13 protein-coding genes and 1 pseudogene are annotated in these 16,828 nt (G+C 55.4%); 6 read left to right on the top strand and 8 right to left on the bottom strand.

Features of this window, described 5'->3' with window-relative positions; translation table 11 throughout:
- Nucleotides 1-251: 251 nt before the first annotated feature.
- Genes F3J38_RS06395 through F3J38_RS06380 form a run of 4 tightly spaced genes read right to left on the bottom strand, consistent with a single transcriptional unit; the run spans nucleotide 252 to nucleotide 4,628 of the window.
- Nucleotides 252-1,691 carry an NAD-dependent succinate-semialdehyde dehydrogenase gene (locus F3J38_RS06395; RefSeq protein WP_167136149.1) on the bottom strand — a complete coding sequence of 480 codons (1,440 nt, stop codon included), beginning with the start codon at nucleotides 1,689-1,691 and terminating at the stop codon, nucleotides 252-254.
- The gene (locus F3J38_RS06390; protein ID WP_167136147.1) at nucleotides 1,688-2,737 is read right to left on the bottom strand and encodes an aldo/keto reductase; all 1,050 of its coding nucleotides are present in this window, start codon (nucleotides 2,735-2,737) and stop codon (nucleotides 1,688-1,690) included. The genes F3J38_RS06395 and F3J38_RS06390 overlap by 4 nt, the downstream gene beginning before the upstream one ends.
- A 13-nt stretch (nucleotides 2,738-2,750) precedes the next feature.
- The gene (gene fae / locus F3J38_RS06385) at nucleotides 2,751-3,251 is read right to left on the bottom strand and encodes a formaldehyde-activating enzyme (RefSeq protein WP_034820831.1); all 501 of its coding nucleotides are present in this window, start codon (nucleotides 3,249-3,251) and stop codon (nucleotides 2,751-2,753) included.
- A gap of 12 nt (nucleotides 3,252-3,263) precedes the next feature.
- On the bottom strand, nucleotides 3,264-4,628 hold the full coding sequence (locus F3J38_RS06380; protein ID WP_167136145.1) for an MFS transporter: 1,365 nt from the start codon (nucleotides 4,626-4,628) through the stop codon (nucleotides 3,264-3,266).
- A gap of 221 nt (nucleotides 4,629-4,849) precedes the next feature.
- Here F3J38_RS06380 and F3J38_RS06375 point away from each other — a divergent pair, with 221 nt between their 5' ends.
- Nucleotides 4,850-5,767 (top strand): LysR substrate-binding domain-containing protein, encoded by a 918-nt coding sequence (locus F3J38_RS06375; RefSeq protein WP_167136144.1) that lies wholly within the window; start codon nucleotides 4,850-4,852, stop codon nucleotides 5,765-5,767.
- 18 nt (nucleotides 5,768-5,785) lie between these two features.
- On the top strand, nucleotides 5,786-6,358 hold the full coding sequence (locus F3J38_RS06370; RefSeq protein WP_160869700.1) for a glycerol-3-phosphate responsive antiterminator: 573 nt from the start codon (nucleotides 5,786-5,788) through the stop codon (nucleotides 6,356-6,358).
- Here the strand turns inward: F3J38_RS06370 and F3J38_RS06365 are convergent.
- Entirely contained in the window at nucleotides 6,355-7,800 is a 1,446-nt protein-coding gene (locus F3J38_RS06365; RefSeq protein ID WP_167136142.1) for an FGGY-family carbohydrate kinase, read from the bottom strand. The genes F3J38_RS06370 and F3J38_RS06365 overlap by 4 nt on opposite strands.
- Before the next feature lies 1 nt (nucleotide 7,801).
- Nucleotides 7,802-9,079: pseudogene (locus F3J38_RS06360) on the bottom strand (MFS transporter).
- Between the two features lie 395 nt (nucleotides 9,080-9,474).
- Between F3J38_RS06360 and F3J38_RS06355 the strand changes: the two are divergent.
- Together F3J38_RS06355 and F3J38_RS06350 are read left to right on the top strand one after the other, a co-directional pair.
- Complete coding sequence (locus F3J38_RS06355) at nucleotides 9,475-10,257, top strand: SDR family oxidoreductase (RefSeq protein ID WP_167136140.1); 783 nt, start codon at nucleotides 9,475-9,477, stop codon at nucleotides 10,255-10,257.
- A gap of 16 nt (nucleotides 10,258-10,273) precedes the next feature.
- Nucleotides 10,274-11,725 carry an FAD-binding oxidoreductase gene (locus F3J38_RS06350; protein WP_167136138.1) on the top strand — a complete coding sequence of 484 codons (1,452 nt, stop codon included), beginning with the start codon at nucleotides 10,274-10,276 and terminating at the stop codon, nucleotides 11,723-11,725.
- Between the two features lie 30 nt (nucleotides 11,726-11,755).
- Here the strand turns inward: F3J38_RS06350 and moeB are convergent, their stop codons facing one another.
- Together moeB and moeA are read right to left on the bottom strand one after the other, a co-directional pair.
- Nucleotides 11,756-12,508: a molybdopterin-synthase adenylyltransferase MoeB gene (gene moeB / locus F3J38_RS06345; protein ID WP_167136136.1), complete on the bottom strand. Its 753-nt coding sequence runs from the start codon at nucleotides 12,506-12,508 to the stop codon at nucleotides 11,756-11,758.
- Nucleotides 12,508-13,743 carry a molybdopterin molybdotransferase MoeA gene (moeA, locus tag F3J38_RS06340; protein ID WP_304623125.1) on the bottom strand — a complete coding sequence of 412 codons (1,236 nt, stop codon included), beginning with the start codon at nucleotides 13,741-13,743 and terminating at the stop codon, nucleotides 12,508-12,510. The genes moeB and moeA overlap by 1 nt, the downstream gene beginning before the upstream one ends.
- Before the next feature lie 228 nt (nucleotides 13,744-13,971).
- Between moeA and F3J38_RS06335 the strand changes: the two genes are divergently transcribed.
- Both F3J38_RS06335 and gsiA read left to right on the top strand, forming a co-directional pair.
- Nucleotides 13,972-14,937 (top strand): isoaspartyl peptidase/L-asparaginase family protein, encoded by a 966-nt coding sequence (locus tag F3J38_RS06335; protein ID WP_167136132.1) that lies wholly within the window; start codon nucleotides 13,972-13,974, stop codon nucleotides 14,935-14,937.
- Nucleotides 14,938-14,946: 9 nt separating this feature from the next.
- Nucleotides 14,947-16,800: a glutathione ABC transporter ATP-binding protein GsiA gene (gene gsiA / locus F3J38_RS06330; protein ID WP_167136131.1), complete on the top strand. Its 1,854-nt coding sequence runs from the start codon at nucleotides 14,947-14,949 to the stop codon at nucleotides 16,798-16,800.
- Nucleotides 16,801-16,828: the final 28 nt, after the last annotated feature.

Raw genomic sequence — 16,828 nt, 5'->3', positions numbered from 1 at the left:
CCATAGGTTGAAGGGAAGATAAGGTTCGCCCGAAGAGCAAAGCGTCTGGGCCAAGGATGGCCCAGCCGATCGGCATGGATGCCGGTTTCCTTTGCGATCGGGCGGACCTTATCTGACCCAGCACCTGACCTTCAGCGAAAACAGCCAAACCCACCATCATCCATGCAGACGCGGCTGCTAAATCCTTAATGACTTTGCAATCGGGCGGACCTTATCTGACCCTGCGCCCGATCTTCAGCGCACACACCAAACTACCCAATCTGCCCAATATTCACATACTGGGTTTCCAGATACTCCTCCAGCCCAACATCTGCACCTTCACGCCCCAATCCTGACGCCTTCACGCCACCAAACGGCGCCACCTCTGTCGAGATAATCCCTTCATTAACCCCGACCATGCCGCTCTCCAGTTGCGGAGTGACACGCAGTGCCCGAGCAAGATTGCGCGTAAACAAATAGGCTGCCAGACCATAGGGCGTATTATTAGCGCGCTCAATCACTTCCTGTTCTGAGCTAAATCGGAAACAGGCTGCCACAGGACCAAATGTCTCTTCATGTGCCAGACGCATCTGTTCATTAGCATCGGCTAGCACTGTAGGCTGATAAAAGCTGCCACCCAACGCATGACGCTCGCCGCCGCAGACCAATCGCGCCCCCTGTTGTAACGCATCCTGCACATGTGCTTCGACCTTCTCCATGGCACGCAGGTGGATCAGTGGACCCTGCTGAGCACCAGGCGTCAGGCCCGAAGCGACTTTCAAGGCATTCGCGGCAGCAGCCAGCTTGGAGACGAATTGATCGTAAACACCCTCCTGCACATAAAAGCGATTCACACAGATACAGGTCTGTCCGCTATTGCGAAATTTGGCTGCCATTGCGCTTTCGATTGCAGCATCAATATCGGCATCATCGAACACGATAAAGGGTGCATTACCTCCCAGCTCCAGTGACAGTCTCTTCACCGAACTGGCTGCATCACGCATCAGCAATTGCCCCACGGCGGTTGAACCCGTGAAGGAAATTTTACGAACCGTATCGTGGTGAGTGAGAGTGTGGCCGATCTCTACGGTTTCACCGCTCACCGCATTCAACACCCCAGCCGGAACGCCAGCTTGCTCGGCCAGCACCAACAACGCAAAGGCGGAGAGGGGTGTTTCATTGGCGGGCTTGACGATGGCCGTACAGCCTGCAGCGAGTGCCGGGCCCAGCTTGCGGGTTAACATCGCCAGTGGGAAATTCCACGGTGTAATCGCCGCGACCACGCCCACCGGCTGTTTCAACGTCAGGATCAGATTACCGGCCTTGGTCGATGGAATGGTCTTGCCGTTGGCACGTTTCCCTTCTTCTGCGAACCACTCGATAAAGCTGGCGGCGTAAAGCACTTCGCCGCGCGCCTCAGCCAGCACTTTCCCTTGTTCCTGTACCACCAGCTGCGCCAGTGGTTCCTGATTCTCAATAATCAATTGATACCAGCGCTGCAAGATCACCGCGCGCGCCTTGGCGGTCAAGGCACGCCAGGCGGGCAGGGCCGCCGCCGCCGCTTCAATAGCGCGCGTGGTTTCCCGCGCACCGACATTGGCAACCTGTGCTACCACACTGCCATCGGCGGGGTTAGTCACATCATAGGTGCGATCGCTTTCCAGCCATTGTCCATTGCAATACCAGCCGGTACGCAGCAGTGAAGATGTCATGCGATATTCCTTGCAGATTGAAGTGAGTTATCAGTAAACACCGTGCGTGCAGCACGGCTGTGGCGAGCGATACGTCTGCCCGCCGTGTAATCGTTGATCACATCGCATGGCGTATAGTTGCGTTCCAGCTCGAAGCGCTCTTCGCTATCCAGCGGGGTGTGCAGTGCCGCAATGGCGCTATCCAGCTGGGCAACACTGTCTGCACCGACCAGCATCGAATCCACTCCCGGATGGGACAGCACCCAGGCCTGAGCAACTTGCGCACTGGTTAACCCGCGTGCGGCGGCAACACGGCCGACGGATTCTGCAATCTGAATCGAGGCTTCATCGGCATACATTTCACGTGTGAAGAAATCAGTTTGATTGCGGATGGATTGCGCATCACCGCTTAACAGCCCGCGTGCCAGTGGGCTAAATACGGAAACGCCCAGGCCCTGATCGCGGCAGAACGGGATCATTTCGCGCTCTTCTTCGCGGTAGGCGCAGTTCAGCTGCAGCTGCATGTTGATGGGTTTCACAAAACCGTTGCGCTCGCAGCACCACAAGATCTTCGCCAGTTGCCAGCAATACATGGTTGAAACACCCACGTAACGCGCCTTGCCACTGCGCACGATGCTGTTCATGGTTTCCCACGTCTCTTCAATCGGCGTATTGACGTCAAAGTAATGCAGCATGTAGATATCCACATAATCAGTACCAAGGCGGCGCAAACTGCCGTCGATGCTGTCGAGAATGTGTTTGCGCGAGTGGCCCTGATTGTTCTGACCGCCGCCAAGCGGGTAACCGACTTTGGTGGTCAGCACCAGTTCATCGCGCTGAGCGATACGCTTCAATACGCGACCGACCACTTCCTCTCCGGCACCACTGGAGTAGAAATCGGCAAGATCGATAAAGTTAATGCCATTCTCAAGGGCGTGGCGAATGATGGGCTCACTTTGCGCCTCGTCAAAAATCCAGGGTTTCCAGCTCTTGCTGCCCATATTCATGGTGCCGAGGCAAAGACGCGACACCTGCAAACCGCTGTGGCCCAGTTTGATGTATTCCATGCTGCAACTCCTGCTACTTCGGGGAATAAAAGGGATTGCCCAACTCGGGCAGGGCATTAATCAACTGCTGGCGGCCCGGCAGCTTTTCCATCGCCGCTTCTATCGCCACTTTGCAGGCGCGATAGTTGTTAGCGAACACTTCATCGAGATCGGTACAGCCAGGATTGACCCAGTTAGCGGTGACAATGCACCACTCATCTTCGGCTTCCGGCGGCAGCGTGCCCTGCAACTGCGCCTCGGTCACGGCTTTAGCAATCGCAGCCTGTGATGCGCCCCAGGTGGCATTGCCGTGCAGATCGCTACTGATAGCGGCTTTGTTGACATACAGCGTCATCGGCTTGGCTGGCACATTGGGTTTAATCACCACCATAAACGGGCAGTGGCCTTGTGAGGGCGTCGCCAGGCTGGTGGAGAACGCCTGACCCACCACGCCGTTGCGCGGTCCAATCATGATATTGATATGCGAAGCGTTAACGCCGTCGCCTGCAAAGCCTTCACCGATATACATTTCCATCATTGCCTCCAGTTACGGATGTTGTGTTGAAGTTGAAGCGTTAGGGCTGAGCGCTTTATCCACTGCCGGGGTCTCCTGAGAGGCGTCAGTGAGCGTCAGGCCTTTGGTCTCGGGTGCCCAGGCGATGGACACCAGCGCGCCGAGCACCAGAATCGCCGCCAGCAAACCCATGGTGCCGGCGATGCCGTAATTGACGATGGCGAGTGGCAGCAGCAGCGTGCCGACCGCCGAGCCCAGTCGGCTCATTGAGGTGGCGAAACCCACGCCGCGAGAGCGCACATCGGTCGGGAAGCTCTCTGCCGGGAACACGCCCACCAGGTTGCTCACGGCCGACATAATCAGCGTAAAGGCGGCAAACAGCAGAATCAGCCAGATGCCGGGGCTGGTGTGCAGCAGGCTCAGCAGCAGCAAACAGGTCGCAAGGAAAATAAAGGAACCGATCAGGAAGCCTCGACGCGAGCACATCGCCGTTAGCACGATACCGAGCACGGCACCCATCAGCAGCAGACCGCTTAACAGCAGATCAGTTGCAAAGCCTTGATCCAACCCCATCTCGCGCAGGATGGCGGGCAGGAAGGTGTAGATGGCGAAATAGGGGATCACCAGGCAGACAAAGAACAGACAGTTAAAGGCGGTGCGGCGACGATAGCGCGGGCGGAACAGTGCGCTTAGGCTGCCATCCTGCTCCTGCTGTTTCTCTTCCTGCAAGGTGACGTGTGAGCCAAACAAACGATGAACGATAGCCATGGCTTCTTCGCGTCGACCGCGACGAAGTAACCAGCGCGGAGATTCCGGCGTACCAATGCGCAACAACAAGATCGCCAGCGCTGGTAGGGCAGAGGACGCTAATAACCAGCGCCAGCCATCGACGTGCGCCTGCAGTGCCAGATGTCCGGCAAAGCTGGCGGCGACGTAGCCGACTGTCCAGAGCACGCTAAAGGCACCCAATAGCACACCGCGATGTTTGCGCGGGGCGAACTCCGCCAGAATGGTATGGCCGACTGAGAAGTCACCGCCTAAGCCAAAGCCAATCAGTACGCGCAACAGGAACAGTTGCTCCGCCGACTGGACAAAAAACTGCATGCCGGATGCCAGGGTAATCAGGATAAAGCTGAAGCAGAAAATCTTCTGGCGGCCGACGCTGTCGGCGATCCAGCCGAGAATCAGGCTACCGAGGAACAATCCAATCAACGCCGAGCTGCCAATCATGCCTTGCCAGAACGGCGTGAGTGACATTTGCGGCGTCATTTGTGTCAGCGCGAAGCCAACGGAACCGAGAATATAGCCATCGGTGAGGTGCGCACCGAAGGTGAGCCCGGTGATTTTGAGGTGAAAGCGATTTAAGGGTACATCATCCATCAGAGTCGTTTGCGTCATGTTCCTTCCTCCTTCGGGGAGAGATGGTTGTTATTTTATTGTTATCTGGATGAGAAATTACTGTGACATTGGAGCCGGGTGCAGGCCAGTGCGAAAAAGTCATACCCCTATTCCGCAATTTCCTGTGATTGCACTCAAAAATTTAGGTTTACGTTCTCCGTTACCGTCTGGGTTGTGATTAGATTGGCGCGATGTTTTACCGCCTGGCTGCTGGAGTCAGAATGAGAAAGTTGCCTTCACTCAGTATGTTACGGCTGTTCGAAGAGACCTGTCGTACGCTGAGCTTCAGTAAAGCCGCCGATGCCTTGTTCATGACGCAGAGCGCCGCCAGCCGCCAGATGCGCCAGCTGGAAACCTTCCTTGGCAAAGATCTGTTCGTGCGAAGCCACAGTGGATTGATGCTGACGCCGGAAGCCATCCAGCTGCTACCCGTGGTACGTCAGTCGCTGGATCTGCTGGAAGAGGGCGTACGCAGCGTGCAACAGCACAACCCCCGCCAGCACCTGCGTTTGCAGGTCGCTCCTACCTTTGCCACGCGTTGGTTAGCGCCGCGTCTGGTTTCATTGCGTCAACAGCATCGTCAACTGCAAATCATGCTGATCAGTGAAGCGCGGCAGAAATACAGCGATTTCGACTGCGCTATCCGCTTTGGCACGCAGCAGGATGCGCAAGAGGCGGGCGCGGAAGGGGAATGGCTGTGCCATGAAACTTTGGTGCTGGTGGGCAGTCCGCTGTTGATGCTGGATGGCATCTGGCCAGATATCTGCCTGATGCCACAGTTGCATGTGCTGAACGGCGACAGTCGGCTGGATAACTGGTCGCGCTGGTATCAGGCCTGCGGCGAAACTGCGCCGCCGGAAGATAACGGACTGGCGTTTAGCACGCAGGATCAGGTGATCAACGCCTGTGTCACCGGTGCAGGTTTTGCCGTGCTGGATCGTGCCATGGTGCGTAACGAACTCAGCAACGGCGTGTTGGTTCAGATCTCCCCACAGTTGCTTTCCAGCGCTAACGGCTACTGGCTGGAGGTGCCTTACGGTAAACAGATGTTACCGCGCGTGGCGGTATTTCGGGATTGGCTGCTGGCGGAGATGCAACGTTTCAACGCTGCCACGCCCGCAGCCAGCGTTATCCTTTAGTGAAAAGGTGGGTGTGCAGTGGATTTAGTTGAATTGTTAAAGAGCTCGCCGGTGGTGGCCGCCGTCAAAGATGCGCAAAGCCTGCAACAGGCGATCGACTCACCTTGCCAGGTGGTGTCGGTGCTGTATGGCAACATATGCAACATCGGGCGTATCGTCGGGCAGATAAAACAGGCTGGGAAAATCGCCTTTGTGCACGTTGATCTGCTGGAAGGCAGCTCGCGTCAGGAAGTGGTGATCCAGTTCCTGAAAATCGTGACGCAGGCCGATGGCATCATCAGCACCAAACCAGCGATGCTGAAAGCCGCCCGTCAGCACGGTTTCTGGGCAATCCATCGCCTGTTTGTGCTGGACTCCATCTCCTTCAACAACATTGATAAACAGGTGGCGCAGTCGCAGCCCGATATTGTGGAGATCCTCCCTGGCTGCATGCCGAAAGTGCTGGGCTGGATCACCGAGCGCATCAGCCAGCCGATCATTGCTGGCGGGCTGGTGTGCGACGAAGAGGATGCACAGCTGGCGTTAGCAGCAGGCGCGCTGGCAGTCTCGACCACCAACGCTGGCGTCTGGCCATTGGCGCAGCGACGCTAAGCCTCCACGAGTGGGCTAAGGCGCTTAAGCAGGGGATCGAGCACGCTGTGAAGTTGCTGGTAAACCTGCTGATTGAGTTGCTGATACAGCGCATGATGGCGGGCATTCGGTAGGAATGTCTCGCCAGTTTTCACCAGTGCCGTCACGCCTTCCTGATAGCTTTGCCACACGCCTAATGCCATGCCCGCATTGAGAGCACAGCCGATAGCGGCGGAGCTGCGCATCGCATTGCGGCGTGCAGGCACCCCAAAGATATCTGCGAACAGTTGCATAAACAGATCGCTGTTGGCGCCGCCACCGGAAATCACTAACTGTGTCAGAGGGCGATCCAGCGCTTGCATCATCGGATCCAGATGGTTTTTCATGGTGAACACGATGCCTTCCAGCAGAGAGCGGAACAGGTGCGCGCGGGTATGACGTCCATCAAAGCCAATGATCGCCCCTTTGCGCCACGGTGCTTCGGCCGGAGCGGCCCAGTCGTGCAGCGTGATAAGTCCGTCGCTGCCGGCCGCAACCACACTGGCTTCAGCACCGAGCAGGGTTTCGATATCCACACCGGTATCTTTTGCATCCTGCAGTGCCGCTGCACCAAACTGATCGCGGAACCAACTGACCGTCCACATCCCCCGCCGAACGCCCATGCACTCGTAGAGAAAATGGCCTGGCAGCGCAGCCTGGAACGGCCAGAAGTGCTCGCTGGCGTGCGGTTGCGTGTCGCCATGCACCATCGCACCTATATAAGTGCCCAGTGATATCAACGCCTCGCCCTGAGCCAGCGCGCCAGCGCCTAAGGCTTCCACCGCTTTATCATGGGCGGTGGCGATAATTGGCAAACCCAGCGGTAACCCGCTCGCCCGCGCGGCGGTGGACGTGACTTCGCCCAGCATTTCACCAGGGCGCACCACATCAAACAGCTGATCCCGACGCAGATGACAGCTCGCCATTTTGCTGTCGTCCCACGTCTGACTGGCATCATCCATTGGCCAGCAGCCAATGTAATTAGCGCTGGTATCGCGTGTCTGACCGGTGAGACGATGGGTGATATATCCGGAGGTGGTGGTGATCCAGCGCACGTCACCGTATTCCGGTGCGGGTTGATAAGGCTGGTTGAGCCGAGCATCCATCCAGTTGATCACCGGCCATGCCAGTTCGCCGTCTTGACGCATCAGTACCCGGCAGCAGCGGATCACGCACAGCCCAGCGGCCAGCAGTTGATGGTCTTGACCACCGAGCTGATGGAAACGCGTCATTGCTGCACGGCAGGCCTGCTGCACCGAATACCATAGATCGTCATCAGGATGTTCGGCACGATTGGGCTGAGGGATCTCGAGTGCACGCAGCGGCTGCTGTGCGCTGCACATCACCTCGCCATCGGTGCGGAAAATCACCACTTTGGCACTCTGTGTGCCGACATCAATTCCCATCAAATAACGCGCAGACATATTAGACTCCTTTTAATGGCGCGGCTTGACCAGCAGGTGAGACCCGCTTGATTTGGCTAATGAGTAATGCGGTAAACAACAGCACCAGCAGGCTGGCGCAGCCTCCCATGATCCACATGTTGCGGTAGGCAAGGGCAGGCGGCAGAGTATCCTGCCAGTAACCCACCAGTGGATAGACAAACACATCGGGCAGGAAGCCAATCACTGAGCAGATACCGATGGTGGTGCCAAGAATTTGTTTAGGTGTATCCACCTCGCCAATGCACGCAAAGTAGAGGCCGCGCGAGGCGTAGCAGGTGAAACCCATCAACAAAATCAAGCCGATTGCCAGTGCCAGGCTGACCGGGGAACGGGTTACAAAATAGAGCGAAGCAATCACCACCAGACACAGACCAGAAAGGAACTGGATCACGCGAGTCGGTGAACGCCAGCGGCTGTAACTGGTGACCATGCCGCCGAGTGGACCGCAAATGGCGCGGAACACTTTGTTGATAATGATGCCCATATAACTGGCCGCCACGAGTGACATGCCATAGATTTCGGACAAATAGTTGGTGGAGTAACTGAGAATGGCGTAGATGGTATACACGCCAAAAATGATCATGCTGCAGTACCAGGTGGTGGGCATTTTTAGCACACCCAGCGCATGGTGCAGGCTGAAAGTGGATTGCTCCTCCAGCTCCTCGTGCGCAAAGCCGTCACTCACCAGGAACCAGCAGGCAATGCCAAGGGCGACGTAGGTACTGCTGTAGATCAGAATCACCGCTTTCAGGCTGCTGGGATCGTCAGGATGGAATTGAGCGAATACCCAAACCGTGAACAGTGCCAACCCCATGACGCCGACGCCGCGTAGACCTTCCATCCAGCCCATGATTTTGCCTTGTTCATCGCGAGAACCCAGCAGGGAAGCCGCCTTGATCGATACAGACCACAGCAGCAGTATGGTGGTTATGGCAAAGGCGACTTGAATCAGCAGCATGGCCCACAGCGGTGGATAGGTCGCCATGATGGCACCCTATATGCCAGTGGCGATCATGGCCCCTGACATCACTTTGCGATGGGAATATTTATCAGAAATTAAACCGCCTGGCGCATACAGCAAAATAGCAGTAATGCCAAAGGTGCTCATAATGATGCCGATTTCAGTATTTGAAAATCCCATAAATTTCGCCATGGGAATTTGATAGATATAGCGTAAATAGGCCAAATCAAAACTGATGCCACCGCTGATGCTAATTACCGCTAATGTTAACCAGCGGGTTAAGTTTTTGGTTTGCATCTTCGCCCCCAAATTAGAAACAAAAAAAAGAGAAAAGCGTCCTTTCCGCAGTAGCGGAAAGTTACTTTTCTCTTGGTCTCAGACAGTAACAGGCGACATTTTTAGCACAGCAGGATATCAACGCACTGTGAAGAAAATCACAGAATGCGTTTTATACTGTGACTCGGTTTTTTCTTATATATTTTAATGAACTTAACCTCCCTTGATGCTTATTTAAGCGTGCTTTTTGTTATACCCCTTTTTGTGATGTCGATCGCTTTTTATTTTTAAATGCCCGTGCTAGCGTAATTAACAGTTACTCGAGATCAGGAGAAAAGTAACTCTTTCGCTTCACTGCGAAGGAGCTTGCTTTTCTCCTTTTTTATTGCCCGTTATTCAGACCAGGAGATGGAACCATGACGGAATCGCTCGATGCATTTTCACTCGATTTCTTTTCACTACAAGGGCAGTGCGCCATCGTCACTGGCGGCAACACCGGCCTGGGCCAGGCCTTTGCGATCGCGCTGGCAAAAGCGGGGGCCGATGTTTTTATTCCCGACCTGGCACCTGCTAACCCAGAAACAAAACAACTCATTGAAAAGCAGGGTGTTAGAGCTGAGTTTATGCAAGCTGATATCACCCAGGCCGGTGAGCCCGCGCGCATTGTTGCCGAGTGTCTGGAGCGGTTTGGTCGGCTGGATATTCTGGTCAACAACGCCGGTATTTGTAAGCTCAATCAGGTGCTCGATTTTGGGCGAGAGGATTGGGATCCGATGATCTCCGTTAACCTGACCGCTGCTTTCGAAATGAGCCATCAGGCCGCCAAAATAATGGTGCCGCAGAAGAGCGGTAAGATTATTAATATTTGCTCACTTTTTTCTTGGTTGGGTGGTCAATGGTCACCGGCTTATTCCGCCACCAAGCATGCACTGGCGGGATTAACCAAAGCGTATTGTGATGAGTTAGGTCAATATAATATTCAGGTCAATGGGATCGCGCCAGGCTATTACGCCACGGCCATTACCACGGCGACACGCAGTAATCCTGAAACGAATCAACGCGTGCTGGACCATATTCCTGCCAACCGTTGGGGTGATACGCAAGATTTAATGGGCGCGATGGTTTATTTAGCCAGTCGCGCATCGAATTACGTCAACGGCCATTTGCTGGTAGTTGATGGTGGATATCGAGTTCGTTAATTGAGAGGAATAGATTATGACGCTGTCACGTGAAGCTATTGTTGAGCAATTAAAAGAGATCGCTGGTCCGCAGCAAGTGGTAACTGACGAAGCGGAATTACGCCGTAGTAGCCACGATCGTTTTCGTAAATATGCCGATATTCATGGCGTTTACACCATGCCTATCCCCGCCGCCGTAGTGAAATTACAGAATACACAACAGGTATCCGATATTTTAGCTTTTATGAATCGCCATCAAATTAATGGTGTTCCGCGCACCGGGGCATCTGCCACAGAAGGAGGGCTGGAAACGGCTGCGCCAAACTCGGTGGTGTTGGACGGTTCGGGTATGAATCAGATCCTTAAGATTGATATCGAAAATATGCAGGTCACCGCACAGTGCGGCGTTACGCTCGAAGTGCTGGAAAACCAGCTGCGAGCACAGGGTTACACCACCGGTCACTCACCGCAGTCGAAGCCGCTGGCGCAGATGGGCGGCCTGGTGGCGACGCGCAGTATTGGACAGTTCTCGACGCTATATGGTGCGATTGAAGATATGGTAGTCGGCTTGGAAGCTGTATTTCCTAACGGGGATATTACGCGCATTAAAAACGTACCGCGTCGCGCTGCGGGCCCAGATATTCGCCATGTGATTATCGGCAATGAAGGGGCGCTTTGTTACATCACCGAAGTGACAGTGAAGATCTTTAAATATCAGCCAGAGAACAACCGCTTTTATGGCTATTTACTGGACTCAATGAAAACCGGTTTCTCAATTTTACGCGAAGTCATGGTAGACGGTTACCGACCATCGATTGCGCGCCTTTACGATCCTGAAGATGCAAACCAACACTTTAGTCATTTCTCAAACAATAAGTGCGTGTTGATTTTCATGGCGGAAGGAAGCGCGGGTATCAGTGAAGCCAATGGCAAAGGGATCGAAGCCATTGTCGCTCAACATAGCGAGTGCCAGCAGGTTGACAGCAAGCTCATTCAAACCTGGTTTGAAAACCTGAATTGGGGCCCTGAGAAAGTGCAAGCGGAACGCGATTTTATCAAGCGCACCGGCAATATGGGCTTTACCACAGAAGTGTCCGGTGACTGGTCAACGATCAACGCGATTTATGAAAATGTACTGAAGCGTATTCGTAACGAATTTCCGCATGCCAAAGACATCACCATGTTGGGGGGACACTCTTCCCACAGCTACATTAACGGTACCAACATGTACTTCGTTTATGATTACAACGTGGTGGATTGCCGTCCAGAAGAGGAGATGGCGAAATACCATGTGCCACTGAATGGGATGATTGTGGAGGAGACGCTGAAACTGGGCGGTTCCATGGTGCACCACCATGGCATTGGCAAGCATCGTGTGCAGTGGGCGAAGCAGGAACATGGCAGCGCATGGCCAATTCTTCAGGCGCTGAAAACTGCGTTTGACCCGAACGGCATCATGAACAAGGGCACTATCTTCCCGCAGGAGTAATGGCGTCGGTGCGCAGCTATGCGCACCTTTTTAGTTCCCGCACACCTCACAGTGCGGGTCTTGCGCCACCTTCAGGCTGCGAAACTCCGCGCTCATTGCGTCATACATCAGCAATCGTGCATTGGCAGGTTGTCCCCACGCCGTTAGCACTTTTATCGTCTCTAACGCTTGCATTGAACCCATGACACCGACCAGCGGTGCCAGCACGCCAGCTTCTACGCAGCTTAACGTCTGCTCACCAAACAGACGACTAATGCAGCGGTAGCAAGGCTCGCCTTGTTGCCAGGTGAACACACTGAGCTGGCCTTCCATACGAATGGCCGCGCCCGAGATCAGCGGAACCTTGTGCTGAAAGCATAAGCGGTTCACTTGTTCACGGCTGCTGACGTTGTCGGTGCAATCGACTACCGCATCATGACGGGCAATCAGTGCGCTGAGTTGTGCATCATCCAATTGGGCATTCATCGCTTCAAGCTGGCAATGCGGATTAATCGCCGTCAGCTGCTGATGCGCAGACTCCACCTTGGGCTGACCAATGGTGGCATCACTGTGCAGAATCTGGCGCTGCAAATTGCTCAGGCTGACGGTGTCGAAATCCAGCAGGGTAAGATGCCCTACGCCCGCGGAGGCCAAATAGGGGGCTGCGGCACAGCCAAGGCCACCCAAGCCGACCACCAATACGCGCGAGGCTTTCAGCTTCTCTTGCCCGTCAAAATCGAAGCCGCGCAGCACAATCTGGCGATTGTAGCGCAGCATCTCTTCATTACTCAGCTCACTGTCCATTAGCCCTCCAGCAGGTTGTTGAAGACTTCAACCTCCACCCATTCCCCGGCTTCAACATCACCACGCTCGCGATCTAACACGATAAAACAGTCGGCCAGTGCGAAGGAACTGAACACATGTGAACCCTGCGCGCCGGTGCTGCGGACTTCCAATACGCCATCTTCACCGCGGCTGAGAATGCCGCGTTGAAAGTCGAGTCGGCCGGGTGATTTCTTCAGGCGCTGGCTGGCGCGCGCACGTTGACGCAGTGGCATGATGCGTGTGGTTTGGCCGGTCAAGGTGGCTAAGAGCGGTTGTACTAGCTGATAGAAGGTCACCGCCGCAGAAACCGGATTGCCGGGTAAGCCGCAGAACCAGCTGTTGGCCAGACGACCAAAGGCAAAAGGCTTGCCAGGTTTGATAGCGAGCTTCCAGAAGGTGATGGCGCCCAGTTCTTCCAGCATCGCTTTGGTAAAGTCGGCTTCGCCTACTGATACGCCACCGGTGCTGATCACTACGTCGGCCTGGCGATCCGCCTCGCTGAACGCCTGACGTAATGCCTCGGGATCATCGGCAATCACGCCCAGATCGATCACTTCACACGCCAGTTTTTTCAGCATCAGGGAGACGGTAAAGCGGTTGGTGTCGTATATCTGGCCTTCTGCCAGCGGTTGTCCCACAGCCTGAAGTTCGTCACCGGTAGAAAAAATCGCCACGCGCAGTTTGCGCAGCACGCTGACTTCTGCAATGCCCAATGAAGCTAACAACGGTAACTCGGCAGCACCCAGGCGAACACCGGCGTCCAGCACCTGTTTTCCCGCCTGAATATCCTCACCAATACGGCGAATATTTTGTCCGTTGCGCACCTCAGCGGTGATGACGATGCCGCCATCGCGCTGCTCGGTTTGTTCCTGCATCACCACCGCATCGCAACCCGCAGGAACGGGTGCGCCGGTCATGATGCGAATCACGCTGCCTTCAGGCCACACACCATTAAAAGGGGCGCCGGCAAAGGCTTTGCCCGCGACGGGGAGTAGGCGATCGGCCGCCACGTCATGAAGACGTACGGCGTATCCGTCCATCGCTGAGTTATCGAATGGCGGCACATCCAAGGGTGAACTGATTGGTTTCGCGGTGATACGCCCGGCGGCTTCAAACAGCGATACGCTCAGGCAATCGCTGATGGGGGTGAGCTGTTGCAGCATCTTTTGCTGCGCATCTTCAAGGGAGATCAATCCTGCGGTAAAAGGTTCCATGTCCATCTCTGCCTGGTTAATTTCAATTGCTGCCTATTATGGTGGCATTTCTCTACGGAGTCACATGTGACAAAAAAAGCATAATCCACATTAAAAGGTTATGACCGCTGATACACTTTCTGCTTTACAAGCTGGAAGTGGCTTTCTATAGTCGAAAATTGCCAAAAAAAGATGAAAACCATTCTAAATCAGTATTTTTGGCTCTGATTCCTGGACAGGGTACCGGTTATGGCTAAAGCAGTTATCGCAATTCATGGCGGCGCAGGCGCGATTACACGTGCAGCGATGAGCGCCGAAAAAGAACAGCATTATCGTCAGCAATTGAACGCAATCGTTACCGCTGGACAGCAAATCCTCGCGGCGGGCGGCAGCGCGCTCGACGCGGTCACCGAAGCGGTGCGTTTACTGGAAGAGTGTCCCCTCTTTAATGCCGGTAAAGGTGCGGTATTTACCCATCAGGGGACGCATGAACTAGATGCCAGCATTATGGATGGTCGTACGCTTGACGTTGGTGCGGTGGCGGGTGTCAGTCACATCCGTAACCCAGTCTTGACGGCGCGTAAGGTGCTGGAAAACAGCCCTCACGTCCTTTTCATTGGTGCTGGCGCAGAAGCCTTTGCGGCAGAGCAAGGGCTGGAACAGGTTGATGCCGATTTCTTCTCCACGCCGGAACGCTGGGAGCAATTGCAGCGTGCGCTGGGCAGCCAGCAAATGTTGCTCGATCACGACGGCGCAGCGCAGTCTCACGGCGATGACCCGCTCGACCCGGATCGCAAATTCGGTACCGTAGGTGCTGTTGCGCTCGATCTTCAGGGTAATCTGGCCGCCGCGACCTCGACCGGCGGCATGACGAACAAGCAAGCTGGACGCGTGGGTGACTCCCCGCTAGTGGGAGCAGGCTGCTACGCTAATAATGAGACGGTCGCCGTATCTTGCACCGGCACGGGCGAAGTCTTTATTCGCACCTTGGCGGCTTATGATGTGTCGGCCCAGATGGAATACGGCGGACGTACCTTGCAACAAGCCACCGCCAATGTCATTCATGACAAAGTACAAGAGCTGGAAGGCAGTGGCGGGCTGATTGCCATCGATAGCCACGGCAATGTGGCACTGCCGTTCAACAGCGAGGGGATGTACCGAGGATTCGCCTATGTAGGTGGCGAAGTAGAGGTAGCGATTTACCGCGACAGCTAAGGAGCAGGCATGACGGATCATCAGCAGTTTGCGCCTGAGCAGGTTTTGGCGGTGCGTGACCTTAATGTCCGATTTCAACATGAAGGCCGCATTACCGAAGCGGTGCGTAATCTGTCTCTGGATTTGCATCGTGGTGAAACGCTGGCGTTGGTCGGTGAGTCGGGCTCAGGAAAATCGGTCACTTCACTGGCATTGATGCGCCTGATTCAACAGGCGGGCGGTGAAGTGACCGGCGAGATTCAACTGCGGCGGCGCAACGGCGAAGTACTGGATGTGATGCGAGCGTCTTCCAGTCAGATGCGTAAAGTCCGCGGCGCTGATATGGCGATGATTTTCCAGGAGCCGATGACCTCGCTCAATCCGGTCTTCACCGTGGGTGAACAGATCGCGGAGTCTATTCGTTTACATCAGGGGAAAAGTCACCAGCAGGCGCAGGCTGAAGCACGGCGCATGTTGGATCTGGTGCGTATTCCTGAAGCTCACAATGTGCTATCACGCTATCCCCATCAGCTCTCTGGCGGCATGCGCCAGCGCGTGATGATCGCGATGGCGCTGTCATGTAAGCCCGCATTGTTAATTGCGGATGAACCCACCACCGCGCTTGACGTCACCATCCAGGCCCAAATTCTGCAACTGATCCGTGTGCTGCAAAAAGAGATGCAGATGGGGGTGATTTTTATCACCCATGACATGGGCGTGGTAGCGGAGATGGCTGACCGTGTACAGGTAATGTATCGCGGCGATGTCGTCGAGCGTGCGCCAGTACAGCAGTTGTTTGACGCCCCTCAGCAACCTTACACGCGGGCCTTGCTGGCGGCGGTGCCAAAACTGGGTGCGATGAGCGGCCAGCCATTGCCGGCAAAATTCCCGCTGCTGCATACCAATGGCCGTGAAGAAGCGGCGACGCCGCAGGATACGGTGCGTGCCAGTGAACCGCCGATTTTGCAGGTGCGCGATCTCGTGACGCGTTTTGATATTCGCGGTGGTGTATTCAACCGCGTGAAGCGGCGCGTGCATGCGGTGGAGAAGGTGAGCTTCGACCTTTACGCCGGGGAGACGCTGGCGCTGGTCGGGGAGTCGGGCTGCGGCAAATCGACTATCGGTCGTTCATTGCTGCGCTTAGTGGCCAGCCAGGGGGGAACCATCACCTTCAACGGCCAGCGTATTGATGCGCTTCAGGGGCATGCGTTGGCCTCGTTGCGCCGTGATATTCAGTTTATCTTTCAAGATCCTTATGCCTCACTCGATCCCCGCCTGACGGTAGGTTTTTCCATTATGGAACCTCTGTTGGTGCACAACACCATGGATCGACGTCAGGCGGAGCAGCGCGTGGCCTGGTTGTTGGAGCGAGTCGGTCTTTTGCCTGAGCATGCCCAGCGCTATCCGCACGAGTTTTCCGGCGGCCAGCGGCAGCGTATTTGTATCGCCCGCGCGCTGGCACTCAACCCGAAAGTGGTGATTGCCGATGAGTCGGTCTCGGCGCTGGACGTCTCGATACAGGCGCAAATCATTAACCTGATGCTCGACTTGCAGCGCGAGTTTGGCATCGCCTTCCTGTTTATATCGCACGATATGGCGGTTGTAGAACGCATCAGCCATCGTGTTGCAGTGATGTATCTCGGACAGATTGTAGAGATGGGGCCACGCCAGGCGGTGTTTGAGCAGCCGCGCCATCCTTACACCAAGAAACTGATGGCCGCAGTGCCGGTCGCCGATCCGGCGCACCGTCACCGTGAGCGGGCGTTAATGGTGGATGAGATCCCCAGCCCGATTCGCCCGCTGGGCGATGAGCCGGAAGTGGCACCGTTACTGGAAGTGGCGCCGGGGCATTTTGTCGCCCGCCACGCCATCAGCGGTGCCTAGCAGCAAGCAACCGCGTCATCTCAGGATG

It is taken from the genome of Candidatus Pantoea formicae, from assembly GCF_011752625.1.
Taxonomy (GTDB): Bacteria; Pseudomonadota; Gammaproteobacteria; order Enterobacterales; family Enterobacteriaceae; genus Pantoea; species Pantoea formicae.
Note: the sequence above shows the minus strand (reverse complement) of the source record. Positions and strands in the feature narration are given on the sequence as shown.